The following is a 24,520-nucleotide window of genomic DNA, read 5'->3' as shown; positions in this document are numbered from 1 at the left end:
GCGTGAAACCACTCGATCCACGTCTGCTCCGCCGTGCCGCTGGAGCGCGCCTGTTCCTGCTCGGCGGGGGCGCGATCGGCTTCGTGCAGACCCTCGCCATCATCGTGTTCGCCTGGTGCACCGCGCAGTCGGTCTCCCGGGCCATCGACGGTGCGACACTCGACGAGCTCGCGCCACTGCTCGCCGGGCTGGGCGCGGCCGTTCTCGTGCGTGGAGCATGCATCTGGGCGACGGATGCCGCAGCCGCAGCCGCGTCGTCCCGGGTGAAGGGCGAACTGCGCGCCCAGGCCGTGACCGCGGCGGTTCGGCTGGGCCCGAGCTGGGCGCGCGGGCGCGGCACGGCCGCTCTGGCGACGGTGCTCGGCGCCGGGCTCGACGCCCTCGATGCCTACTTCGGCAAGTACGTGCCGCAGCTCATCCTGACGGTCATCGCCACCCCGCTGCTCGTGCTGGTCATGCTGGTGCAGGATCCGCTGAGCGGAGTCATCGTCATCATCACCCTTCCGCTGATCCCCGTCTTCATGATCCTGATCGGTTGGGCGACGCAGGCCGCGCAGAAGCGGTCCTGGTCGCGGCTGCAGCTGCTCTCGGCCGCGTTCCTCGACGTCGTCGGCGGCCTCGGCACCCTGAAGATCTTCGGTCGTCAGCACAGGCAGGCGGCCCGCATCGGCGCCGTCACAGACGACTACAGACGCGACACGATGAAGGTGTTGCGCATCTCCTTCCTCAGCGGGTTCGTGCTCGAACTGGCGGCGAGCCTCTCCGTGGCCATCGTCGCCGTGCAGATCGGACTGCGCCTGCTCGACGGGGCCATGCCCCTCTCCGTCGGGCTGTTCGTGCTGCTGCTGGCCCCCGAGGCGTTCCTGCCCGTGCGCGGGGTCGGCGTGCAGTTCCACGCCGCAGCCGACGGACTGGCGGCGGCGAACGATGTCCTCGGCATCCTCGATGAGGCGGATGCCGCACCGGCGACATCCGAGGGAGCGGAGCCGCCGAGCACCTCTGTCGCAGGTTCCCCCGGGTCATCGGCCGCGGCATCCGCGGCTGCGCCCACGCGGGCTCGCCGGCCTTCGCCCGCGCACCTCGAGATCACCGGGTTGAGCGTGGCGCACGACGGCGCGCGAGTCCTCGACGGTGTCACCGCCGGCGCGAGCGCGGGCGCGATCACCGTGGTGGTCGGGCCGAGCGGCGCGGGCAAGTCGACCCTGCTGAACGCCATCGCCGGACTCGACGGCGCCACCTACCATGACGGCGGCATGATCCTCCTCGACGGCCGCCCGCTCGACCGCGCCGACGTGGCCTGGTCGGGCCAGCAGCCCGGCCTGGTCTCCGGGACCGTCGCGGCGAACGTGGCGCTCGGCGACCCGGCACCGGACGAGGCGCGCGTTGCTGCGACGCTCGCCCGCGTCGGGCTGAACGACGTCGCCCCGTCGGCCCCGCTGGGGGTCGGGGGATCCGGGCTGTCCGGCGGGCAGGCGCAGCGGGTCGCCATCGCGCGCGCCCTCTATCGTCTCGAGGGCCGCGGATGCCGCATCCTGCTGCTCGACGAACCGTCATCGGCGCTCGACTCGGCCTCGGAACAGCTCGTGATCGGGGAGCTTCGCTCGGCCGCGGCATCCGGTGCCATCGTCATCGTCGTGAGTCACCGCCCCGCCCTCATCGCTGCCGCAGACGCCGTCATCGGGCTCGAGGAGGTCGCCCGTGTCTGAACGGACCCGCACGCGCACCGTGCTGCGCCTGGCACAGCCGCCGGCTCGACGCTTCGTTCCCGGAGTCCTCGTCGGCGCTCTGGGTGCAGGCTCGGCCGTCGCCCTGCTCGCGTGCTCGGCGTGGCTCATCGCGCGCGCCGCCGAGCAGCCGTCGATCGTCTACATCTCGCTCGCCGTCGTCGGCGTGCGGGCGTTCGCCATCGCGCGCGGGGCCTTCCGCTACCTCGAGCGGCTCGTGACCCACGACGCCGCTCTCCGCCAGCTCACCCGGCTTCGGGTGGAACTGCTCGAGCGCCTCGTGCCGCTGGCGCCGGACGGCATGAACGCGATCGGGCGCGGCGACCTGCTCACCAGGTTCTCGCGCGACGTCGACGAGTTGCAGAACCTGCCTCTGCGGGTGCTCCAACCGGCTCTGGTGGCCGGGGTGACGGCGGTCGGGAGCGTGGTGTTCCTGTGGTTCCTCAGCCCGACGGCGGCCATCGCCCTCGCGGGCTGCCTCGCTGTGGCCTTCGTCGCGGGCACCCTGCTCCACGCCACGGTCTCCGCCCGCGCCGATGCCGTGATCGCTCCCCGTCGCGGAGCCGTCGGCGCCGCGCTGGTCGACCTGCTCTCGAGCCTCGAGGCACTCATCGCCTATGGAGCCGTCGACGCGAGCCTGAATCGTGTCGCGGCTGCGGATGCCGCCCTCCGCCGGGCCGAGACCCGGGCCGCCATCGGGGCGGGACTCTCCTCGGGCGTCGTCTCCCTCGCCGCAGGGGCCGCCACTCTGGCCGGCATCGTCATCGCCGTTCCAGCGCTCCGCTCCGGCACCCTCGACGGCCCGGAGCTGGCCGTGATCGTGCTGGTGCCGCTTGCGGTGTTCGAGGTCTGCGCGATGCTCCCGGCCGCGGTGGGAGCATCGCGTTCCGTGCGCTCCAGCGCCGAGAGGGTGGCCTCGGCTGTTCCCGACGTCGTTCCCGCGGAGCTTGCGGTCGACGATGCCGACGCCCGACCCCTGGCACCGGGTGCCGACAGCACCCTGGCCCTGCGCGGCCTCACGGCGCGCTGGCCCGACGGCGGCGGCGCCATCGGCCCGCTCGACCTCGTCGTGCGTCCCGGGGAGCGACTGCTCGTGCGCGGTGGGAGCGGCGCCGGCAAGACGACCCTCGCTCACACGCTGGTGCGCCTGCTCGACTACGGCGGATCATTCAGCGTGGGCGGTGCCGAGGCGCGGGAGCTGCAGCAGGACGGCATCCGTACCCTGATCGGACTCTGCGAGCAGCAGCCGTGGATCTTCGACGCGACCCTGCGCGACAACCTCGTCTTCGCTCGGGAGACGGCGACGGATGCCGAACTCACCGCCGTGCTCGCTCGCGTCGGGCTCGCCGACTGGGCGGCCTCCCGTGCCGGGCTGGACACAGCGCTCGGCGAGCACGGATCGCGCGTCTCCGGCGGGCAGGCCCAACGCATCGCGCTCGCGCGCGCGCTGCTCGCCGACTTCGCGGTGCTCGTGCTCGACGAGCCGACGGCTAACGTCGACGCCGACCGCGCCGACGAGGTGCTGCGCGACCTGCTCGCGGCGGCGTCGAGCGATGGGCGCACTGTCATTCTCATCTCGCACGGGGAGGTTCCGGCCGACCTCGTCGACCGCACCGTCACGCTGGTCGACGGTCGGATTCCGGCGTGACGGTTGCCTCGACGTGCGCGGTGCGTTTGTTCCACTGATGAGAACATTCACACCCGCGTCCTCCCGATCGGGGATAGGTTCGATGGAGACGTCGGCGCCATCAGTGCCTGCGGAACGGATTCCACTCGACTCCCCAGAAGGAGCACCAGTGAACAGAACACAGATGAGGCGCGGGCTGGCCATCGCCACGAGCATCGTGCTCGGAGGCGCTCTGGCCATGACGGGAGTCTCGCCGGCACTGGCCTCCGGATCCCCGGGCGGCGACGGCTGGCAGAAGCTCAACTCGCTCGCGCTCCGGACGGCGATCACCGCCGACGGCCTCACCCGCCACCTCGACGCGCTGCAGTCCATCGCCGTCAGGAACGGCGGCAATCGTGCTGCGGGAACTCCCGGCCACGAGGCGTCGGGCGCGTACGTCGAGACGCGGCTCGCCAAGGCCGGGTACAAGACGTCCCGGCAGTACTTCAGCTACGAGCAGTTCGTACTGGAGGACTCGGCCTTCGAGCTGACTGCTCCGACGCCCAGGGTGTTCACGGCCGACGAGTTCTCGGCGATGAGCTACTCGGCATCTGGAGACGTCTCGGGCCCCGTGGTGCCCGTCGACCTCAACCTGACCGGCGATCGTGCCTCGACGAGCGGATGTGAGTCCGCCGACTTCGAGGGCTTCGTCGAGGGCGCCATCGCCCTCCTGCAACGCGGCACGTGCCCGTTCTCCGACAAGGTCGCCAACGCAGCGACGGCGGGGGCCACAGCCGCGATCATCTTCAACCAGGGCAACGATGTTCCCGGTGACGATCGCACCGGAGTCGTCTCCGGAACGCTCGGAACAGCCTCCGCGATCCCGGCGGTCGGCACCAGCTTCGCGATCGGCGAGTCCATCGCGGCGACGACCGGATCCGCGGCCCGGGTGTTCGTCGACGGCACGCTGAAGAACACGAAGACGTTCAACGTGCTCGCCGACACCTCGGGCCGGGCATCGGAGACCGTGGTCGTGGGTGCCCACCTCGACTCCGTCGCCGGAGGTCCCGGAATCAACGACAACGGCACCGGATCCGCGACTCTGCTCGAGACCGCCATCCAGCTGAAGCGTCTGCACATCCAGCCGCAGAACCGCGTGCGGTTCGCGTTCTGGAGCGGAGAGGAAGACGGCCTGCAGGGCTCGAACTACTACGTGTCGCAGATGTCCGAGAAGCAGATCGCAGCCACCGCGGTCAACCTCAACTTCGACATGGTGGGCTCGCCCAACGCCGTGCGCTTCGTCTACGACGGCGACGGCGACGCGTTCGGTGCAGCCGGTCCCGAGGGTTCGGCCGAGATCGAGAAGGTCTTCACCGACTACTTCGCCATGAAGAAGCTGCCCACGGCGCCCACCGAGTTCGACGGCCGCAGTGACTACTTCGGCTTCATCGAGAACGGCATCCCGGCGGGTGGCCTGTTCACCGGCGCCGAGGGGATCAAGACCGATGCCGAGGCAGCGATCTTCGGCGGTCCGGCCGGGGCGCCATACGACCCCTGCTACCACCAGGCCTGCGACACGACCGACAACGTCGATCCCGTGGTCTTCGAGCAGATGGCCGACGCTGCGGCGCACGCCACCCTCGCCTTCGCGAAGGTGAAGAGCTGGAAGCACGGTCACGGCTGGGGCGGCAACGGCCTCGACAAGATCACGGAGCACGTGCAGAACCGGGGAAGCCACGCGTTCCGCTGAGTGACGCACGAGTGAGCCGAGAGGCGGATCCCCTTCCCCCGGGGGTCCGCCTCTCGTGTGCTCGCCCCCGGCTCTAGGCTGGACGGATGCCCCGGATCATCGCGCTCCACGCCTGGTGTGATCCCGAGCGGGTGTTCACCGAACTGTTCGGTGCGGAGGCGCACGCCTTCTGGCTGGATGCCGGAGCGGATGCCGAGCACGGACGCAGTTGGATGGGAGCACCGTCGACACCCGACGGCGTGGCGCTGTTCGGCCCTCGGGACGACGTGTTCGCCTTCCTGCGTTCCGGGCTGTCAGCGGTGGCCGATGCCGCGGATGCCGCGGATTCCGGAGGCCGGGCGGTCGATGACACGACGCGGCTCGACGGGCGCCCGCTCGGCTGGGTCGGCTGGCTCGGCTACGAGCTCGGAGCGCAGACGACGGGGGTGCCGCTTCCGGAGTCGCGGCATCCGGAAGCGGCGTTCCAGTTCATCGATCGCGCCATCGAGTTCGACCACGGCGCGCGCTCCGTGCGGGTCATCGCGCTCGAGTCGGCGGCGCACCGCTCCGACTTCGCAGCGTGGCTGGATCGGGTGGGTCGAGCTGTCGCGACGTCCGAGGCCACCCCGGTCCGGCAGGCGCCCGCCCCCACTCGCGGCGTCGCTCGGTGGCGTCACGGCCCCGCCGCCTACGAGCAGCTCATCGAGCAGTGCCAGCAGGCGATCCGCCGCGGCGACGCCTACCAGCTCTGCCTCACCAACACGATCACCGTCGACGGGCGCTTCGATCCGCTCGAGACGTACAGTCGCCTGCGTGCCGCAAGCCCCACACACCACGGCGGCCTGCTGCGCTTCGGCGACCTGGCGCTGCTGAGCTCGTCTCCCGAGCAGTTCCTGCACGTCTCCGAGACCGGCCGCGTCGTCACGAAGCCGATCAAGGGAACCCGTCCGCGTGGACGCTCGGTCGTCGAGGACATCGATCTGCGGGCCGAACTCGAGGCCAGCGACAAGGAGCAGGCCGAGAACCTGATGATCGTCGACCTCATGCGCAACGACCTCGGCCGCATCGCCGCTCTCGGCAGTGTGCGGGTCACGAGCCTGCTCGCCGTCGAGAGCTACGCCCAGGTGCACCAGCTGGTGTCGACGGTCGAGGCCGATCTCGCCGACGGCCTCAGCGGCATCGACGCGGTCGAGGCCTGCTTCCCGGCCGGCTCGATGACCGGAGCACCGAAGATCAGCGCCATGCGCATCCTGGCCGAGCTCGAGCAGGGTCCCCGAGGCATCTACTCGGGAGCGTTCGGTTACTTCGGCGTCGACGGCTCGATCGACCTCGCCATGGTCATCCGGTCGATCGTGCTCACTCCGGATGCCGCCACCATCGGTTCGGGCGGCGGGATCACCGCGCTCTCGGTGCCGGCCGAGGAGGTCGAGGAGACGCGGGTGAAGGCACGCGCCCTGCTCGCTGTGCTGGGCGTGCATTCCGCTCGGTGAGACCCGGGAATGCGGCATCCGCGGCGCTGTTCAGTAAAGTGGAATCTTGGTTACAGCCATGTTTCGCACAAGGCCGCCCTCGAGCAATGGCGCTCCCATCATCACTTCCGTATCGATTGAGAGTCACGTGGCACACCAGCACGAGTCCGCGAGCAGCGCGCCCGGCGAGGACGAGGTCTACGACTTCGCCTCCATCCAGAAGAAGTGGCTTCCCGTCTGGGACGAGATGAAGCCCTTCCGCTCGGGCGACCCCGACGACAAGCGGCCCCGCAAGTACGTGCTCGACATGTTCCCGTACCCGTCGGGCGACCTGCACATGGGCCACGCCGAGGTCTACGCCCTCGGCGACGTCGTGGCGCGCTACTGGCGCCAGCAGGGCTTCAACGTGATGCACCCGATCGGCTGGGACTCCTTCGGGCTGCCTGCCGAGAACGCCGCCATCAAGCGCGGCATCGACCCGCGCGGGTGGACCTACGACAACATCGCGCAGCAGAAGGCCAGCATGCGCCTGTACGCGACCTCCTTCGACTGGGAGCGCGAGCTGCACACGAGCGATCCCGAGTACTACAAGTGGAACCAGTGGCTGTTCCTGCAGCTCTACAAGAAGGGCCTGGCGTACCGCAAGGACAGCTGGGTCAACTGGGACCCGGTCGACCTCACCGTGCTCGCGAACGAGCAGGTGCTGCCCGACGGAACGTCCGAGCGCAGCGGCGCGGTCGTGGTCAAGAAGAAGCTCACGCAGTGGTACTTCCGCATCACCGACTACGCCGATCGCCTGCTCGACGACCTGAACCAGCTCGAGGGCTCCTGGCCGTCGAAGGTGCTCAACATGCAGCGCAACTGGATCGGTCGGTCCATCGGAGCCGACGTCGAGTTCGAGATCGAGGGCCGCGAGGAGCGCGTCACTGTCTTCACCACGCGTCCCGACACGCTGTGGGGAGCGACCTTCATGGTCGTGGCTCCGGACTCCGACCTGGCCGCCGAACTGGTCGAGGGATCGACCCCCGAGATCCAGGAGCGCTTCGGCACCTACCTGACGGCCGTGCAGAAGTCGACCGAGATGGAGCGCCAGGCCACCGACCGGGAGAAGACCGGCGTCTTCCTCGGTCGCTACGCCGTCAACCCGGTGAATGGCGAGAAGCTGCCGATCTGGGCCGCCGACTACGTTCTGGCCGACTATGGCCACGGCGCCGTGATGGCCGTCCCCGCTCACGACCAGCGCGACCTCGACTTCGCCCGGGCTTTCGACCTGCCCGTGCGCGTGGTCGTCGACGTGAACGCCCCGGTGACCGGCGTCATCCCCGTGATCGACATCGACGAGCACGGCGACCCCGTGCTTCCCGACATGGAGAGCACCGACCCCGCGGAGACCGGCATCGCTCTCGCGGGCGAGGGCCGCCTGATGAACTCCGGGCCGCTCACGGGCCTCTCGAAGTCGAACGCGATCAAGAAGGTCATCGAGATCCTCGCGGCAGAGGGCCGGGGTCGCGCCGCCAAGAACTACCGCCTGCGCGACTGGCTCATCTCGCGCCAGCGTTACTGGGGCACGCCCATCCCGATCATCCACGGGGCAGACGGCACGGAGGTTCCGGTGCCGGAGGACCAGCTGCCGGTTCTGCTGCCGGATGCCGAAGGCCTCGACCTGAAGCCCAAGGGCACGTCGCCGCTCGGTGCGGCCGAGGACTGGGTCAACGTACCCAACCCCATCGACGGCACCCCGGCCCGCCGCGACGCCGACACGATGGACACCTTCGTCGACAGCTCGTGGTACTTCCTGCGCTTCCTGAACCCGAACGACGACACCAAGGCGTTCGACCCCAGGGAGGCCGAGCGCTGGGCTCCCGTCGACCAGTACGTCGGCGGCGTCGAGCACGCCATCCTCCACCTGCTCTACGCCCGTTTCATCACCAAGGTGCTCTTCGACCTCGGCCACCTCAGCTTCACCGAGCCGTTCTCGGCGCTGCTGAACCAGGGCATGGTCATCCTCGACGGCTCCAAGATGAGCAAGAGCAAGGGCAACATCGTCTACTTCACCGAAGAGGTCGAGAAGCACGGTGTCGATGCTGTGCGCCTCACGATGGCCTTCGCCGGACCTCCGGAGGACGACATCGACTGGAACGACGTGTCGCCCGTCGGCTCGTCCAAGTTCCTCGCGCGTGCCTGGCGCGTCGCGAAGGACGTCTCGTCCTCGCCCGACGTGCTGTGGAAGAACGGCGACCCCGGCCTGCGCCGGGTCACCCACCGCTTCCTCGCCGACGCTCCCGGCCTCGTCGAGTCGTTCAAGTTCAACGTGGTCGTCGCCCGACTCATGGAGCTGGTCAACGCCACTCGCAAGGTGATCGACTCGGGCGCCGGCCCGGCGGATGCAGCCGTGCGCGAGGCGGCCGAGGTGACGGCGATGGCCCTCAACCTGTTCGCGCCGTACACGGCGGAGGACATGTGGGAGAAGCTCGGCTACCAGCCCGGCGTCGCCCTCGTGCAGTGGCGCAAGGCCGACCCCAACCTGCTGATCGCCGAGTCCGTCACCGCCGTGGTGCAGGTCGACGGCAAGGTGCGCGACAAGCTCACGGTGTCGCCGAACATCTCGGCAGACGAACTCGAGGCCCTGGCTCGTGCCTCTGCAGGAGTCCAGCGTTCGGTCGGTGAGCGAGAGATCGTGAATGTGATCGTGCGCGCCCCCAAGGTCGTGAGCATCGCCACCAAGGGCTGAGCTCGACTCGCGCATCTCCCGCGTTTCGCGTGGGGTCCGCGCGTTGAGAAGGGCTGGGGATTCCTCCCCAGCCCTTCTCGCGTCCGGTCGACGCGTCGACCTGCAGGCTGCACGTCGGAGCCCGCCCGACGCAACCTAGCCTGACCCGGTGGGCACCGCAGACGACGAGGCGATCGGGCGGCTCGATCCGTCCGCTCGGGCGGCTCCGCGCGTGCGTCTGGCTGTCGGCGGCGTCATCGTGCTCGTCATCGCCGCTCTCATCGCCACGGTCGTGGTCGCCATGCTCGGCGCCGGCGGCAGCGGCGAGACCGTCGATCCCGGCGAGCTGCCGGACGAGCTCCGATCGACGTCGACCTCGACGTCGACGTCGCAGGGTGGCACGCCGGCGGGCGATGGCGGCTCGTCGTCGTCGGCACCGGTGCTCTTCGTGCATGTCCTCGGCGCGGTCGGCCGCCCGGGCCTCTACGAGATCGCGTCGGGCTCCAGGGTCATGGACGCCATCGCCGCGGCCGGCGGCTTCGCTGCGACAGCCGACCCCGGCGGAGTGAACCTCGCCCGGGAACTGTCCGACGGCGAGCAGCTCGTCGTGCCCGCCGTCGGTGAGGTGCCGCCGCCATCGGCCGTGGCACCGGGCGCGAGCGGCGGTGCTGCCGGGGGAGCGGCATCCGGTGGCCCGATCGACCTCAACAGGGCGACGGTGGCCGACCTCGACACCCTGCCGCGCATCGGCCCCGCCCTCGCGCAGCGCATCATCGACTGGCGCGACGCCAACGGCGGCTTCTCGAGCGTCGACGAGCTGCGGGAGGTCAGCGGCATCGGCGACAAGACCTTCGAGTCGCTGCAGGACCTCGTGACGGTCTGAGCGGCCATGGGAGCCGAGCTGCGACTTGCCTGGCCGGCGACCATCGCCTGGGCTGCGGGGTTCGTGGCGATCGGGTTTCCGGATGCCGCAGGCTGGGTGGCGGCGGCCGCGGCGCTGTCGGCGATCGGCGGGGTCGCCGTGCTGGTGCGCGGGTCCGGCTCGATCCGCGGCCGTCGCATCCTCGCGGTCATCGCCCTCGGAGCCGCGGCGACTGCACTGGTCTGTACCTCGGTGGCTGTCGCGGCGCCCGCGCGTACGCCTCCCGTGCTCGTCGGGGCCGCAACGCAGCACCGCACTGTGACGGTCGAGGCGGTGGTGTCCTCTGCGCCGGTCGTGGGGGCGGGGGCCTCCTCCGGGGCCGAGCAGCTCCGGTTCGAGGCCCGCGGGGTCGTGATGTCGAGTCGTGGGCCCGAGGGCGTGAGCCCGGCTGTCAGGGCCGCTGCGCCCCTGCTCGTCTTCGGCGAGATGACGGGGGAGCATCCGCGCATCGGGTCCACCGTGCGAGCGAAGGGCACCGTGAAGCCGACGGATGCCGGAGAGGACGTCGCCTACCTGCTGTTCGCGTCCGCGCCGATCGCCGTGCTCGCTCCACCGCCGTGGTACCTCGGCTGGGCCGATCCGCTGCGTGCGGGCCTGTCGCAGGCGGCCGCGGCCCTCCCCGGCGACGGCGGTGATCTGCTTCCCGGACTCGCCATCGGCGACACCAGCGCCGTCACGGCAGAGCTCGACGCCGCGATGAAGAGTTCGTCGCTCAGCCACCTCACCGCCGTGTCCGGCGCGAACTGCGCCATCGTGGTCGCCGCCGTCGTTCTGCTCGGCGCGGTCTGCGGACTCCCGCGGCGTGCGCGCTCCGTGCTCGCCGTCGTGGCTCTCGCGGGGTTCGTCGTGCTCGTCACCCCGCAGCCGAGCGTGCTGCGCGCCGCCGTCATGGCCACGGTGGTGCTGTTCGCCCTCGGCATCGGCCGGCCCGGCCGCGGTATCCCGGCGCTGTCGGTCGCCGTCGTGGCGCTGCTGGTACTCGATCCCTGGATGGCCCGCAGCTACGGGTTCGCGTTGTCCGTCGCGGCGACGGCGGGGCTTCTCCTGCTGGCCCGCCCGCTGGCAGGCGCCCTCGCGCGCTGGATGCCGTTGCCCATCGCGATCGCGGTCGCTGTGCCCTTGTCGGCTCAGCTCGCCTGCCAGCCGATCCTCATCCTGCTCGACCCGGCGGTGCCCGTCGCAGGTGTGCTCGCGAACCTCCTCGCCGAGCCGGCAGCGCCGATCGGCACGGTGCTCGGCCTGATCGGGTGCCTGCTGCTGCCCGTCATTCCGGGACTCGGCTCGGCCTGCCTCCAGATCGCGTGGGTGCCGTCTGCCTGGATCGCGCAGATCGCCCGCACCGTCGACGGGCTCGCGTGGACCCGGCTGCCCTGGCTCGGCGGCGCTGCCGGTGCCGTGCTGCTCGCGCTCGTCACGGCGTCCGTGATCTGGCTCGCGGTGCGCCGCAGAGACGGACCATCCACCCGGGCTGTCAGCGTGCTCGTCACCGGTCTGCTCCTCACGGCTGGGGCCTACGGCGGCGCCCTCGTCGGTTCCTCGGTGCTCCGCTCGCTCTCGATACCGAGCGACTGGCAGTACGCGGCCTGCGACATCGGGCAGGGCGACGCCGTGGTCGTGCGCGACGGCGACAGCCACGCCCTCATCGACACCGGACCGGAGCCCGCGCCGCTGTCGCGGTGCCTCGATGCGCTCGGCATCCACCGACTCGACCTCCTCGTGCTCACGCACTACGACCTCGACCACGTCGGCGGGGTCGACGCCGTCCTGGGTCGGGTCGACCACGCCATCGTGGGCCTGCCCGAGACCGAAGCCGACCGGCGCATCCTGTCCCGCCTGCAACAGGGAGGCAGCATCATCGAGCGCGGAGCCGCCGGGCTCTCGGGGTCGCTCGGCGCACTCGACTGGGAGGTGCTCTGGCCGCTGCCGGATGCCGCCACCATGGCGACCGGCAATGCGGGCAGCGTCACGATGCGCTTCAGCGGCGCCGGGTCGAGCTCGCTCTTCCTCGGCGACCTCGGCGAGGAGTCGCAGGACGCACTGGTGCGCTCAACGACCCTGGCGCCTGTCGACGTGGTCAAGGTGGCGCATCACGGGTCGTCCGACCAGAGCGCCGAGCTGTACGAGCGGCTGCGCGCCACGGTGGGCCTCATCTCGGTCGGGGCCGACAACAGTTACGGGCATCCGACCGCCAGGATCCTCGAGATCCTCGCGAGCGTGGGCACAGTCGCAGAGCGCACGGACCAGCAGGGACTGGTGCTCCTCGCGCCGGGCGTCGACGGTGCGGTGCGGGTGTGGTCGGAGCGACATCCGGCTGTCGGCGGCGCGGGATAAAGTGGAGATTCCATCCTGAGAGGACCCGCGTGGCTGCTCGTACTTCCGCCCCGGCCAAGGCTCGGTCCACGGTCTCCATCCCGCAACTCGGATGGAACCAGGTGCGTCCGGCGCCGGTCGTGCTCGTGTCCGGCACCGAGACCTTCCTCGCCGAGCGCAGCATCCGCGACCTGCGCGACTTCCTGAAGACAGAAGACCCGAGTCTCGAGATCGTCGACATCGCAGCAGACTCCTACGCGCCGGGGGAGTTGCTCACGATGGCTAGCCCGTCGCTGTTCGCCGAGCCGCGCCTGCTGCGCGTGAGCAACGTCGAGAAATGCACCGACGACTTCATCACCGAGACCCTCGCCTACCTGCAGGAGCCGGCCGACAGCACCTTCCTGGTGCTGCGGCACAACGGCGGCGTGCGCGGCAAGAAGCTGCTCGATGCCATCAGGGGCGGTCTGGGCGGTGGCATCGAGATCGTCTGCGCCGAGCTCAAGAAGGACGCCGAGAAGTACGAGTTCGCCGCCGGCGAGTTCGCGGCGAAGGGGCGCCGGGTCGCGCCGTCAGCCCTGCGGTCGCTCGTCTCGGCGTTCTCCGACGACCTCGCCGAACTGTCGGCTGCATGCCAGCAGCTCATGAGCGATGCCAGCGCCGAGATCACCGAGGCCACGGTCGACCGCTACTACGGCGGACGCATGGAGGTGAACGCCTTCAAGGTGGCCGACGCGGCCATCGCGGGTCGGCACGGCGAGGCTCTCACCAACCTGCGCCAGGCGATCTCCTCGGGTGAGGATCCCGTGCCGATCGTCGCGGCGTTCGCCATGAAGATCCGCACGATGGCCAAGGTGTTCGGCACCCGCGGTGGCTCGGGTCAGCTGGCCTCGAAGCTCGGCATGGCCCCGTGGCAGGTGGAGCGGGCACAGCGCGACCTGCAGGGCTGGACCGAAGACGGCCTCGCCCGGTGCATCACGATGCTCGCCGAGACCGATGCCGCGGTGAAGGGCGCTGAGCGCGATCCCGTCTTCGCCCTCGAGCGCATGGTCGGCGTCATCGCCGCGCGCGGGCGCGCATAGCGCGTACCGAACGGCGCCGTCCTGCGGCGCTTCGACCGCGGACTTCGTCCGGGCCTCAGCGAGCGGTACTCCTGAACGCCGACCCCCTGCTCGCTGAGGCCCGACGCAGTCGCGGCCGAAGCGTTATCAGCCCGCGAGACTCGCCGAGCGCCCGCACACAGAGAAGGGCCCCGCATGCCGAAGCATCCGGGGCCCTCTCGACAGATGAGCGCTTAGAGCGCTGCGACCTGCTTCGCGATGGCCGACTTGCGGTTCGCGGCCTGGTTCTGGTGGATGACACCCTTGCTGACGGCCTTGTCGAGCTTCTTCGAAGCGGTCTTCAGGGCGCTGGTTGCAGCAGCCTTGTCGCCGGAGGCGATGGCGGTGCGGGTGACGCGAACGGCGGTCTTGACCTCGCTCTTGACGGCCTTGTTGCGCTCCTGGGCCTTCTTGTTCGTGCCGATGCGCTTGATCTGCGACTTGATGTTTGCCACGTTGAGTACGTTCTTTCGTTTGTGTGTGGATCGGATGTTGCCGCATGACGGTAGAGGGACGTCTGCGGCGAAATCGTGTGAGGTGGGACCCACACGCAAGCCAACAGGCAACTTTACCCTATGAAGGGCCGTCGCCGATAATCCCGCCGGGTCTCGGCACGGCGGACTCTCAGGCCGGGAACCCTGTTGCCGGCTCTGCGACCACCGAGGGGGAATAAGAACCCGAGCTGATCTCGTCGAGAACGGATGCAGCTGAGGGCGCCCAGCCGAGCTCGGTGCGCGCCCGCCCACCAGACGCCTGCTGGTCGAGCAGCAGCGCATCGGCGAAGTCGGCGCCCAACCGCTCGCGGCTGGCGTTGACGCTCTCCGGGGCGACGCCGCCGGCGATGTTCCAAGCTCCGGCGATGGCCTCGCCGAGCTCCCGTACGGTGGGATTCGCCCCGCTGGCGCCGATGTACACGCCGTGAGCGCTTCGGTTCTCGTAGGCGAGCACGAAGAGCGCGGCGATGTCGTCGAGGTGAACCGTGGTCCAGTGCTGCGATCCGTCGCCCACGAGGGGCACTGTCGGGGCGACTCCGGTTCCGCGTGCCGCGTCGATGAGGCCACGCACGATTCCGCTGCCGTCGCCGTAGACGACGGCAGGCGCGACGATCGTTGTGTTGGGTGCCGCGGTCACGAGGGCCTGGGACTCGGCGCGCCAGCCGCTGATCGGCAGCGGCTGGAACGGCGACTCCTCGGTGATGTCGGCTCCGGACCCGTAGATCCAGATTCCGCCGGTGTGGACGAAGCGCGCGTCGCGTCCTTCGATCGCGGCGAGGACTGCCGGCACGAGGATGGCGTCGACGTCGGGGGAGGAGGCGATGTGGATGACGCCCTCGGCCGCTCCGGCGGCTGCGCGCACGATCTCGGCGTCGTCGGCGGCGCCGATGATGGCGGTCGCGCCCGCCGCTTCGACGATGGCGGCATTCTCAGGTGAGCGCACCAGCGCCGACACCTCGTGGCCGGCGGCGAGGAGCCGCTCGAGAACTGCTGATCCGATGTAGCCGGCTCCGCCGGTCAGAAGAATGCTCATGAGGAGATGCAACCGCGCCGGCCGCAGATCCTTCCCGATGCGATGACACATCGGGTCACATCAGTGCTTACTCGAGCGGCGCGGCCTCGACTCCCGCGAGTTCCCGCCAGGCCTCGAGCACGGCATCGGTGAAGGCCTCCGGTTGCACGAGGCTCGCGAGATGCGTCGCGCCGGGAATGACGGTGAGGGATCCGTGGCGACTGGCCCGCAGCATCCGTCGCTCGTCGAAACGGATGTGGTCGTAGCGTCCGTTCACCAGCCAGACGCGTCCGTCGTAGGCCGCGAGGTCCTCGAGGGGCCTCAGCTTGCCGATCGAGCGCAGGCCGGACTGCATCACCTCGAGCGCGATGCCGCCGGCGAGCAGGTCGGAGAGGCCGGGCTCGCGAACGAGCATCTTCGCCAGGCCGTCGTTGAGGGCGGAGCCGCGGTCGGGTAGCAGGTGGATCGCCGCGGCCGCCGCCCGGTATCCGCCGATGAAGATCGGCCGGGGGATGGCGCCGGATGATGCGGCCACCAGCCCGCGCAGTCGGGTCGGGTGACGTGCGGCGTAGTGCATGCCGATGTAGCCGCCCATCGAGAGTCCGACGATGAGCGGCGGCTCGCCGACGGCCTCGACGCCGTCGTGGATGGCGGCCGTCGCGGCCTCGAGGGTGAAGTCCTCGCCCATCCGTGCGCCGTGTCCGGGCAGGTCGATCGCGAGCGAGGGGATGCCACGATCGGCGAGCGCGCCGATCTGAACGCGCCACATGCTCGATGAGGTGCGGATGCCGTGCAGGAAGAGCACCGGAGGGCCGCTGTGCATCCAGCCATGCTAGTCATGGGAGAATCGAGTCACGATGTCTCCACGTGCCCTCAAGCCTCTGCAGCCCGCCGCGACCGACCCGGCACTCCTCCGCAACTTCTGCATCATCGCCCACATCGACCACGGCAAGTCGACGCTGGCCGACAGGATGCTGCAGATGACCGGCGTGGTGAGCGACCGTGACATGCGGGCGCAGTACCTCGACCGCATGGACATCGAGCGCGAGCGCGGCATCACCATCAAGAGCCAGGCCGTGCGCATGCCGTGGTCGCTGAACGGCGACACGTACGCCCTGAACATGATCGACACCCCCGGGCACGTCGACTTCACCTACGAGGTGTCGCGGTCGCTCGCCGCCTGCGAGGGCGCGATCCTGCTCGTCGACGCCGCCCAGGGCATCGAGGCCCAGACCTTGGCGAACCTCTACCTGGCGCTCGAGAACGACCTCACGATCATCCCGGTGCTCAACAAGATCGACCTCCCGGCCGCCGACCCCGACAAGTACGCCGGCGAGCTCGCCAGCCTCATCGGCGGCTCGCCCTCCGACGTGCTGCGCGTCTCGGGCAAGACCGGCGCCGGCGTCGAAGATCTCCTCGACCGCGTCACCGAGCTCATCCCCGCTCCGCAGGGCGACAAGGACGCCCCGGCGCGCGCCATGATCTTCGACTCGGTCTACGACAGCTACCGCGGCGTCATCACCTACGTGCGCATGATCGACGGGCACCTGAACCCTCGCGAGCGCATCCAGATGATGTCGACCCGTGCCACCCACGAGATCCTCGAGATCGGCGTCAGCTCGCCCGAGCCCACCCCGAGCAATGGTCTGGGCGTCGGCGAGGTCGGCTACCTGATCACCGGCGTGAAGGACGTGCGCCAGTCGAAGGTCGGCGACACCGTCACCACCGCCGCCAAGCCCGCGACCCAGGCGCTGCCCGGTTACACCGAGCCGCTGCCCATGGTGTTCTCGGGCCTGTACCCGATCGACGGCAGCGACTACCCCGACCTGCGCGAGGCCCTCGACAAGCTGAAGCTGTCGGATGCCGCCCTCGTCTACGAGCCCGAGACCTCGGTCGCGCTCGGCTTCGGGTTCCGCTGCGGCTTCCTCGGCCTGCTGCACCTCGAGATCGTGACCGAGCGCCTCGAGCGCGAGTTCGGCCTCGACCTCATCACGACGGCGCCCTCGGTGATCTACGAGGTCACGACCGAGGACAAGAAGACCGTCACGGTCACCAACCCGAGCGAGTTCCCCGGCGGCAAGATCGTCAGCGTGCGCGAGCCCGTCGTCAAGGCGGCCGTTCTGGCGCCCAAGGACTATGTCGGCGTGATCATGGAGATCTGCCAGGCCCGACGCGGAACCCTCCTCGGCATGGAGTACCTCGGTGAGGACCGCGTCGAGATCCGCTACACGATGCCCCTCGGCGAGATCGTGTTCGACTTCTTCGACCACCTCAAGTCGAAGACGGCCGGTTATGCATCGCTCGACTACGAGCCCGCCGGCGACCAGGAGGCCGACCTCGTGAAGGTCGACATCCTGCTGCAGGGCGAGCAGGTAGACGCGTTCAGCGCCATCGTGCACCGCGAGAAGGCCTACGCCTACGGTGTGCTCATGACCGGGCGCCTGCGCAAGCTCATTCCGCGCCAGCAGTTCGAGGTGCCCATCCAGGCCGCCATCGGCGCCCGCATCATCGCCCGGGAGTCGATCAGTGCCATGCGCAAGGATGTCCTCGCCAAGTGCTACGGCGGTGACATCACCCGCAAGCGCAAGCTCCTCGAGAAGCAGAAGGAGGGCAAGAAGCGCATGAAGATGGTGGGTCGCGTCGAGGTGCCCCAGGAAGCGTTCATCGCAGCGCTCTCCGGCGACGTGGAGACCAAGGACAAGAAGTAGCGTTCCGGCGCCTACGCTCGAAGCTGTGCCCCAGGAGAACGACGACGTCATCGCCGGCATCCGCACCCTGCTGACGGATGCCGCCGCCCGGCTTGCCGCGGCCGGAGCCCGCGACGAGGCCCTGGGCGAGTACGTTCCGGCGCACCGCAAGCTCCTCGTCACGCGTCGTGCCGTGATGGTGCCCCGTGGGCGGGTCTGGCGGCTCGGCGTGCTGCTGATCGACGCCGACGGCGCCGTCTACCGGGAGGGCCTGACGACACGGGCGGTGCCACCGGGACGCACCCAGTACCAGTCCGAGTCGGCCGAGGTGCGTCGCGCCTACCGTGACGCAGCCTTCCGCGGGAAGTTCCCCGAGGGCGAGACCGTCAACTTCGACGCGACACCCATCGTGCTGGCCGTCGACGAGCTGCGGGCGTCGACGGGTGCCCTGTTCGTGCGGGGCGACGAGCCGCTCGTGCGGTGGAGCGCCACGGTGGGCGATGACGCCGCGATTCCCCTGGAGCGCTACCTCCGCGATCGAGTCGACCTGCTCGTGAACCCGCCCATCGGCGCCTGACGCAGGCCGTCGGCGCCGCGACCGACGCCGGCCTCGAATGAGCCGATCGGCCCCGTCGGCGTAAGCTGGAGGGATGCGCCGTTCCACCTTCGTCGGAGAGCCGGTCACCTACGGGGCGATCGGCGGCACTCTCGCCCCCGACCTCCTCGCGTACCCGCCGGCCGGATATCGTGCCGAAGAGCACACAGTGCGTCTCGGCAGCGGTGCCGAGCGCTTCTCCATCGCCTCCTCGTCGCTCATGACGTGGGGAGTGCAGCGCGGCAGCGGCATCGAGGTCACCGAGGTGCGCTCGGGCACAGGCACCCAGTACACGGGCCTGGTCTTCAATGACGATGGAACTCCCGCGGCCGAGCAGCCCGCCCTGCAGGCCGAGGAGCGCTACGGCCCCGACGGCTCCCCGTTCATCACCGCCGGGATGACCGCGAAACTCAAGCTGCACATGTGGGGACTCGGCTTCACGGCTCCGGTGCGTGTCATCTACGTCATCGACGAACCCGGCCGCGTCGGCTTCGCCTACGGAACCATGCCCGGTCACCCCGAGAGCGGCGAGGAGGCCTGGGTCGTCGAGCACCGCGACGACGACTCCGTCTGGCTCACGATCCGCATGTTCTCACGGCCGAGCACGGCGCTGTACAGGCTCGCAGCGCCGGTGCTGCGTTCGGTGCAGAAGCGCTACACCAAGCGCTACCTGCGCGCGCTGCATCCTGTCGCCGCGGCCGTCTAGCCCCTGCCCATGCCCAGCGCACTTCCCCTCGGCGACCCGGCGCCCGCCGACGGCCTGCTTCCGGCATCCGCCGTCATCGGAGCAGACGAGCGCACCTTCGGCGTCTATCTCCACGTGCCGTTCTGCCGGGTGCGCTGCGGATACTGCGACTTCAACACCTACACCTCCGAGGAGATCCGCGGGGTGAAGCAATCGGACTACGCGTCTCAGGCCTCTCTCGAGGCGGCGGCAGGCGCCGGCATCCTCGCTCAGTCCGGCCTTCCGAGGCGCCCGGCGAGCACTGTCTTCTTCGGTGGCGGCACTCCGACCCTGCTCCCGTCGGGCGACCTGGTGCGGATGCTCGATGCCGTTCGCGCCTCCTTCGGCATCGAGGCCGACGCCGAGGTCACGACGGAGGCGAACCCGGACTCCGTCGATGCCGAGTACCTCGCGGCGCTGGCGGCGGCCGGCTTCACGCGCGTCTCCTTCGGCATGCAGTCGGCCGTTCCCCACGTGCTGGCGACGCTCGAGCGCACGCACGACCCTGCCCGCATCCCGCTCGTCGTCGCTTGGGCCCGGGATGCCGGACTCGACGTCAGTCTCGACCTCATCTACGGTACGCCGGGGGAATCGCTCGACGACTGGAGGGCCAGTCTCGAGCACGCCATCGCGCAGCGACCCGACCACTTGAGCGCCTACTCGCTCATCGTGGAGGACGGCACCAAGATCGCCAGGCAGATCAAGCGCGGCGAGGTCGCCCAGCCCGATGAGGACCTGCAGGCCGACATGTACGAGCTGGCCGACCGGATGCTGGCCGAGGCCGGCTACGACTGGTACGAGGTGAGCAACTGGTCGCGCGGCGCCGAGCACAGGTCCCGCCACAATCTCGCCTACTGGCGGGGCGGCGACTGGTGGGGCGTCGGCCCCGGTGCCCACAGCCACGTGGGAGGCGTGCGCTGGTGGAATGTGAAGCATCCGGCGGCCTATGCAGACCGTGTCCTGTCCGGCATCTCGCCCGGCGCCGGGCGCGAGACCCTCGACGCGGAGACCCGCGAGGTCGAGCGGGTGCTGCTGCTGGCCCGAATCCGCGAGGGCATCCCGGTGTCGTCGCTTCACGCCCCCGGGCGACACGCCGTCGCCGGCCTCATCGCCGATGGCCTCATCAACGCGAAAGCCGCCCTGTCGGGATCAGTGGAACTGACCCTGACAGGACGGCTTCTGGCTGACGGCGTCGTGCGGCGACTTCTCGCCGACGACTGATCAGTGCGACGGCATCGACTCAGCTGACGAACTTGATGGTCAGCGGGTACGTGTAGAGCTGACCCGCATTCGCCCTGATCGCGGCGATGATGCCGAACACGATCGCGCACACCCAGGCGGCGAGCAGGATGAGGAACCCGACGAGGACGAGCGTCAGGATGCTGCCGACCACGTAGACGATGAGCAGCGTGATCTGGAAGTTGAGGGCCGTGGCCGTGTGCTCGCGGATGAACGGGCCCTTGTCCTTCAGGACCAGGTAGCCGATCAGGGCGGGCAGGAAGCCGAAGAGGATGCCGCCGATGTGGATCAGCGTCGCCCAGAGCTTCTCGTCAGCGGGGCTCAGGTTCCCTCCGGGTGCCTGGTACGGGTTCTGCGGCGGGGGAGGAGGAGGTGTTGCGTCGGACATGGTGACTCCTTGTGGTCAGTCGTCGATGAGGCTGATTCTCCCGCGCGGACTGTCGAGGGCCCGGTGGGTGCACTGAAACGATAGCGCGACGGCTACTTCGGCCCTACGATCTCCCGCGAAGTGTCGGCGCGAGTCGGCCCGTCGAGCGCCGTGCGCCGGTTCAGTGCACCAGACGCAGGGCGAACGGGTAGCGGTAGCTGCTGCCGTTGTTGACGCGCACCCCGCCGATGATCGAGAAGATCACGTCGACGATGACGAGTGCCCAGCCGATGATCTGGAAGAGCGGACCGAGCACGAGCCAGACCGGACCGAGCCACCAGAACAGTGCACCCAGGATGGTCGCCACGATCGCCCAGACGATGATCGCGCCGACCATGGTGATCTGGAAGTTCAGGGCCTCCCTGGCCTCGTCACGGGTCAGGTGGCCGCGCTTCCCGAGCACCAGGTAGATGATGAGCGCCGGCAGGATCGCCAGAACCGCGGCCCAGCTGCTGAAGAAGCCGAGGATGGCGATGGCCCCTCCGAAGTGAGCGAACGACGCCCACTGGCGGTCCTCGGTGGCCGAGAACGGCTCGTCCGGTGTGTGATTGGTATCGCGCATGGCGAGGGTCTCCTTGGAAGCCGGATGCGCGCGGCAGCCTCCGGTCGAGGCGGATCGCGCAGCCCGTCGGGGTGCGGCTTCACGCTACTGGTTCGAAACTCCGCCCGGCAAACGACTGTTGCTCCGCGGTCGGGTAGAATTGGCACTCATACTTTACGAGTGCTAAACGCGGCGGCAGGGGGTGGAGAGCAGATGGTGTCGGAACGTTCACTCGCCGTGCTCAGGGCCATCGTGCACGACTACGTCGCCTCCCGTGAGCCCGTCGGCTCCAAGGCCATCGTCGAGCGGCACTCCTTCGGCGTCTCGGCCGCGACCATCCGCAATGACATGGCGCTGCTCGAGGAGGAGGAGCTCATCGCGGCTCCGCACACCTCGTCGGGCCGCGTCCCGACCGACAAGGGCTACCGGCTCTTCGTCGACAGGCTCACCGACGTCAAGCCGCTGTCCGCCGCGCAACGCCACGCCATCGAGACCTTCCTGGGCGCATCCGCCGACTTCGACGACGTCCTCGGCCGAACGGTCCGATTGCTCTCGCAGCTCACCCACCAGGTCGCCCTGGTGCAGTATCCGTCGCTCAGTCGGGCGCGGGTGCGGCACATCGAACTGGTCGGGCTCAGCGACACCCGCCTGCTCTCGGTGCTCATCACCGACAACGGCCGCGTCGAGCAGCGCGTCATCGAGTTCACGACCCCGGTCGACGAGCAGCAGCTCGCCGAGCTGCGCACCCGTCTGAACGGCGTTCTCGGGGGTCTCGCGATGACGGATGCCGCCGAGCGACTCACCGGCCTCGTCGACGACGTCGCCCCCGACGCGCGCGCGCTGGCCACAGCGGTCGTGCATGCCCTCGGCGAGCAGGTGCTGGCGCACCGCCAGGACCGCCTGGTGATGGCCGGTGCCGCCAACCTGGTGCGCACCGAGAGCGACTTCTCGGGCAGCATCTTCCCGGTGATGGAGGCCATCGAGGAGCAGGTGGTGCTGCTGCGCCTGTTCGGCGAGATGGCCGCAGACCAGAACGCCGTCTCGGTGAGCATCGGCCGGGAGAACGAGTCGTTCGGGCTCGGCGAGACCTCGATCATGCTGAGCGGATACTCGGCCTCGCAGGGCGACATCGCCAGCGTCGGCCTGCTCGGCCCCACCCGCATGGACTACTCGAACAACATGGCGGCGGTCCGCGCCGTCGCCCGCTACCTCTCGAAGCTCCTCGCCGAGGGCTGAGGGGCACCCAGGAACATCTCACGAGGCCGAAGGAACGGCGTTCGTGAGCGGAAAGGAAACGGCCGCCTGTGGCTGACCACTACGAAGTACTCGGCGTCTCCCGTGAGGCGACCAACGACGAGATCAAGAAGGCCTACCGACGCCTTGCTCGCGAACTGCACCCCGACGTGAATCCCGGAGCCGACGCCTCCGAGCGGTTCAAGCTCGTCACCCACGCCTACGACGTACTGAGCGATCCGAAGCAGCGCCAGCAGTACGACCTCGGCGGTCAGGGCGGCTTCGGCGGAGCCGGCGGGGGAGACTTCGGCGGCTTCGGCGACATCTTCGAGACCTTCTTCGGCGGGGGCGGCACCAGCGGCCGCCGCGGCCCGCGATCGCGTCGCGAGCGCGGACAGGACGCCCTGCTCCGCGTCGAGGTGGACCTCGACGAGATCATCTTCGGCACCCACCGCGAGATCGAGGTCGACACGGCGATCCTCTGCGAGACCTGCCAGGGCTCGTGCTGCCAGCCGGGAACGCATCCCGTCACCTGCGACATCTGCCACGGAACCGGCAGCATCCAGCGGGCCGTGCGCTCACTGCTCGGCAACGTGATGACCTCGAGCCCCTGCGGCACCTGCCGCGGCTACGGCACGGTCATCGCCTCGCCGTGCGTCACGTGCCAGGGACAGGGCCGCGTGCGCGCCCGCCGGACGGTCCCCGTCGACATCCCCGCCGGTGTCGACACCGGCGTGCGCCTGCAGATGCCGGGCAGCGGCGAGGCCGGCCCGGCCGGCGGACCCAACGGCGACCTCTACCTCGAGATGAAGGTGCGCCACCACGACGTCTTCAGCCGCGACGGCGACGACCTGCTGTGCACCCTCGAGGTTCCGATGACGGATGCGATCCTCGGCACGACGACGACGGTGCACGCCCTCGACGGCGACGTCGAGGTCGAGCTGAAGCCGGGCGTGCAGAGCGCCGAGATCATCACTGTGCGCGACCGCGGCGTCACCAAGCTCCGCGGCAACGGACGAGGCGACCTCAAGATCGGCGTGCAGGTGGTGACGCCGATGAAGCTGAGCGGCAAGGAGCGCGACCTCATCACGCAGTTCGCGAACTCGCACAAGGCTCCGAAGCCCGCGCTGACCCACTTCCAGCAGGGCCTGTTCGCCAAGCTGCGCGACCGCTTCCTCGGCTGATCGGGGCATCGTGAGCTCGCTCTACCTGCGTGACGACCTCGAGCCCGACGCCGTCGGCGACTCCGTGACCATCACGGGCGCCGAGGCGCGGCACGCCGTCACGGTCGGTCGCACGCGGGTCGGCGAGATGCTCTCGATCGGCAACGGTCGCGGGCTCATCGTCACGGGCGAGGTCACGACCGCCGCTCCGGGCGAGCTCACTATCTCGGCCGACCGGGTGCAGCGCGTCGACGCCGCCTCGCCCCGCCTCGTGCTCGTGCAGGCCCTCGCCAAGGGCGACCGCGACGAGCTCGCCGTACAGGCCGCGACAGAGCTCGGCGTCGACGCCGTCATCCCGTGGGCGGCCTCCCGCTCGATCTCCCGGTGGGACGCCGCGAAGGCGGCGAAGGGTCGCGACAGGTGGGCGACGATCGCCCGCGAGGCCACCAAGCAGTCCATCCGGCCGTGGGCGACCGAGGTGCGCGAACTCTCGACGACGAAGCAGCTGGCCACCCTGGCGGCATCCGTGCGGATGCTGCTGCTGGAGCCCACCGCAGAACTCGCGCTCACCGAGATCGATCTCCAGACGAGCATGCAGCACCCGGCCGATGCCGACATCGTGATCGTCGTCGGTCCGGAGGGCGGGATCGCTCCAGCCGAGCTCGAGGCGCTGGGCGCCGCCGGTGCCCAGGCCGTCCGGCTCGGGGCAGCCGTTCTCCGTACCTCGACGGCGGGTCCGGCCGCCCTCGCGGTGCTGAACGCCCGCCTCGGACGCTGGTAGGACGCCAGGTCGCCAGGTCGCCGGGTCGCGCCCGGGCCTGCGGTCATCCGCCGGCAG

The 24,520-nt window shown here is 69.8% G+C and carries 20 protein-coding genes; 15 read left to right on the top strand and 5 right to left on the bottom strand.

Translation table 11 applies throughout. The features are described 5' to 3' along the window. The first annotated feature begins 2 nt into the window (after positions 1–2). The 8 genes from cydD to holA all read left to right on the top strand — a co-directional run bounded on the left by cydD (position 3) and on the right by holA (position 13,549). Entirely contained in the window at positions 3–1,706 is a 1,704-nt protein-coding gene (gene cydD, locus E4M00_RS07170; protein ID WP_135119746.1) for a thiol reductant ABC exporter subunit CydD, read from the top strand. Beyond that, entirely contained in the window at positions 1,699–3,372 is a 1,674-nt protein-coding gene (gene cydC / locus E4M00_RS07165) for a thiol reductant ABC exporter subunit CydC (protein ID WP_193555552.1), read from the top strand. The genes cydD and cydC overlap by 8 nt, the downstream gene beginning before the upstream one ends. A 148-nt stretch (positions 3,373–3,520) precedes the next feature. Further along, entirely contained in the window at positions 3,521–5,080 is a 1,560-nt protein-coding gene (locus E4M00_RS07160; RefSeq protein WP_240036902.1) for a M20/M25/M40 family metallo-hydrolase, read from the top strand. Between the two features lie 86 nt (positions 5,081–5,166). Continuing rightward, positions 5,167–6,549, top strand: coding sequence for an anthranilate synthase component I family protein (locus E4M00_RS07155; RefSeq protein ID WP_135119744.1), 1,383 nt, complete (start codon positions 5,167–5,169; stop codon positions 6,547–6,549). 127 nt (positions 6,550–6,676) lie between these two features. Beyond that, positions 6,677–9,259 (top strand): leucine--tRNA ligase, encoded by a 2,583-nt coding sequence (gene leuS / locus E4M00_RS07150; protein WP_240036900.1) that lies wholly within the window; start codon positions 6,677–6,679, stop codon positions 9,257–9,259. A 148-nt stretch (positions 9,260–9,407) separates the two neighbouring features. Next, positions 9,408–10,121 carry a ComEA family DNA-binding protein gene (locus tag E4M00_RS07145; RefSeq protein ID WP_240036898.1) on the top strand — a complete coding sequence of 238 codons (714 nt, stop codon included), beginning with the start codon at positions 9,408–9,410 and terminating at the stop codon, positions 10,119–10,121. A 6-nt stretch (positions 10,122–10,127) separates the two neighbouring features. Further along, positions 10,128–12,491 (top strand): ComEC/Rec2 family competence protein, encoded by a 2,364-nt coding sequence (locus E4M00_RS07140; RefSeq protein WP_135119741.1) that lies wholly within the window; start codon positions 10,128–10,130, stop codon positions 12,489–12,491. Positions 12,492–12,520: 29 nt separating this feature from the next. Next, positions 12,521–13,549: a DNA polymerase III subunit delta gene (holA, locus tag E4M00_RS07135; protein ID WP_135119739.1), complete on the top strand. Its 1,029-nt coding sequence runs from the start codon at positions 12,521–12,523 to the stop codon at positions 13,547–13,549. Positions 13,550–13,761: 212 nt separating this feature from the next. Here the strand turns inward: holA and rpsT are convergent, their stop codons facing one another. The 3 genes from rpsT to E4M00_RS07120 form a co-directional block, all read right to left on the bottom strand. Next, complete coding sequence (gene rpsT, locus E4M00_RS07130) at positions 13,762–14,022, bottom strand: 30S ribosomal protein S20 (protein ID WP_135119738.1); 261 nt, start codon at positions 14,020–14,022, stop codon at positions 13,762–13,764. 169 nt (positions 14,023–14,191) lie between these two features. Continuing rightward, the gene (locus tag E4M00_RS07125) at positions 14,192–15,094 is read right to left on the bottom strand and encodes an NAD-dependent epimerase/dehydratase family protein (protein ID WP_135119736.1); all 903 of its coding nucleotides are present in this window, start codon (positions 15,092–15,094) and stop codon (positions 14,192–14,194) included. A gap of 67 nt (positions 15,095–15,161) precedes the next feature. Further along, on the bottom strand, positions 15,162–15,896 hold the full coding sequence (locus tag E4M00_RS07120; RefSeq protein ID WP_135119735.1) for an alpha/beta fold hydrolase: 735 nt from the start codon (positions 15,894–15,896) through the stop codon (positions 15,162–15,164). A gap of 34 nt (positions 15,897–15,930) precedes the next feature. Here E4M00_RS07120 and lepA point away from each other — a divergent pair, with 34 nt between their 5' ends. The 4 genes from lepA to hemW all read left to right on the top strand — a co-directional run bounded on the left by lepA (position 15,931) and on the right by hemW (position 20,300). Further along, on the top strand, positions 15,931–17,781 hold the full coding sequence (lepA, locus tag E4M00_RS07115) for a translation elongation factor 4 (protein ID WP_135119733.1): 1,851 nt from the start codon (positions 15,931–15,933) through the stop codon (positions 17,779–17,781). Between the two features lie 25 nt (positions 17,782–17,806). Next, positions 17,807–18,337: a hypothetical protein gene (locus tag E4M00_RS07110; RefSeq protein WP_135119732.1), complete on the top strand. Its 531-nt coding sequence runs from the start codon at positions 17,807–17,809 to the stop codon at positions 18,335–18,337. A gap of 73 nt (positions 18,338–18,410) precedes the next feature. Then, positions 18,411–19,061, top strand: coding sequence for a DUF1990 domain-containing protein (locus E4M00_RS07105; RefSeq protein ID WP_135119730.1), 651 nt, complete (start codon positions 18,411–18,413; stop codon positions 19,059–19,061). 9 nt (positions 19,062–19,070) lie between these two features. After that, on the top strand, positions 19,071–20,300 hold the full coding sequence (hemW, locus tag E4M00_RS07100) for a radical SAM family heme chaperone HemW (protein ID WP_135119728.1): 1,230 nt from the start codon (positions 19,071–19,073) through the stop codon (positions 20,298–20,300). A 19-nt stretch (positions 20,301–20,319) separates the two neighbouring features. Here hemW and E4M00_RS07095 read toward each other — a convergent pair whose 3' ends face one another. Together E4M00_RS07095 and E4M00_RS07090 are read right to left on the bottom strand one after the other, a co-directional pair. Next, positions 20,320–20,706 carry a DUF4870 domain-containing protein gene (locus E4M00_RS07095; protein ID WP_135119727.1) on the bottom strand — a complete coding sequence of 129 codons (387 nt, stop codon included), beginning with the start codon at positions 20,704–20,706 and terminating at the stop codon, positions 20,320–20,322. A 160-nt stretch (positions 20,707–20,866) separates the two neighbouring features. Further along, positions 20,867–21,307 carry a DUF4870 domain-containing protein gene (locus E4M00_RS07090; RefSeq protein WP_135119726.1) on the bottom strand — a complete coding sequence of 147 codons (441 nt, stop codon included), beginning with the start codon at positions 21,305–21,307 and terminating at the stop codon, positions 20,867–20,869. Positions 21,308–21,499: 192 nt separating this feature from the next. On the opposite strand from E4M00_RS07090, the gene hrcA reads away from it, so the two are divergent. From hrcA to E4M00_RS07075, 3 genes are all read left to right on the top strand, one after another. Beyond that, positions 21,500–22,522, top strand: coding sequence for a heat-inducible transcriptional repressor HrcA (gene hrcA, locus E4M00_RS07085; protein ID WP_135119725.1), 1,023 nt, complete (start codon positions 21,500–21,502; stop codon positions 22,520–22,522). A gap of 68 nt (positions 22,523–22,590) precedes the next feature. Beyond that, positions 22,591–23,703, top strand: coding sequence for a molecular chaperone DnaJ (gene dnaJ / locus E4M00_RS07080; protein WP_135119723.1), 1,113 nt, complete (start codon positions 22,591–22,593; stop codon positions 23,701–23,703). Between the two features lie 10 nt (positions 23,704–23,713). Further along, the gene (locus tag E4M00_RS07075) at positions 23,714–24,463 is read left to right on the top strand and encodes a 16S rRNA (uracil(1498)-N(3))-methyltransferase (RefSeq protein ID WP_135119721.1); all 750 of its coding nucleotides are present in this window, start codon (positions 23,714–23,716) and stop codon (positions 24,461–24,463) included. Positions 24,464–24,520 lie beyond the last annotated feature (57 nt).

It is taken from the genome of Orlajensenia leifsoniae, assembly GCF_004570845.1.
GTDB lineage: Bacteria > Actinomycetota > Actinomycetes > Actinomycetales > Microbacteriaceae > Orlajensenia > Orlajensenia leifsoniae.
The sequence above is the reverse complement of the archived record's forward strand: the minus strand, read 5'-3'. Positions and strand labels throughout refer to the sequence as shown.

Coding starts and splice junctions, on each gene's coding strand:
- E4M00_RS07155 (WP_135119744.1), top strand. CDS start 5,167: ATGCCCCGGATCATCGCGCTCCACGCCTGGTGTGATCCCGAGCGGGTG.
- E4M00_RS07140 (WP_135119741.1), top strand. CDS start 10,128: ATGGGAGCCGAGCTGCGACTTGCCTGGCCGGCGACCATCGCCTGGGCT.
- E4M00_RS07125 (WP_135119736.1), bottom strand. CDS start 15,094: ATGAGCATTCTTCTGACCGGCGGAGCCGGCTACATCGGATCAGCAGTT.
- E4M00_RS07120 (WP_135119735.1), bottom strand. CDS start 15,896: ATGCACAGCGGCCCTCCGGTGCTCTTCCTGCACGGCATCCGCACCTCA.
- lepA (WP_135119733.1), top strand. CDS start 15,931: ATGTCTCCACGTGCCCTCAAGCCTCTGCAGCCCGCCGCGACCGACCCG.
- E4M00_RS07105 (WP_135119730.1), top strand. CDS start 18,411: ATGCGCCGTTCCACCTTCGTCGGAGAGCCGGTCACCTACGGGGCGATC.
- hemW (WP_135119728.1), top strand. CDS start 19,071: ATGCCCAGCGCACTTCCCCTCGGCGACCCGGCGCCCGCCGACGGCCTG.
- E4M00_RS07095 (WP_135119727.1), bottom strand. CDS start 20,706: ATGTCCGACGCAACACCTCCTCCTCCCCCGCCGCAGAACCCGTACCAG.
- E4M00_RS07090 (WP_135119726.1), bottom strand. CDS start 21,307: ATGCGCGATACCAATCACACACCGGACGAGCCGTTCTCGGCCACCGAG.
- hrcA (WP_135119725.1), top strand. CDS start 21,500: ATGGTGTCGGAACGTTCACTCGCCGTGCTCAGGGCCATCGTGCACGAC.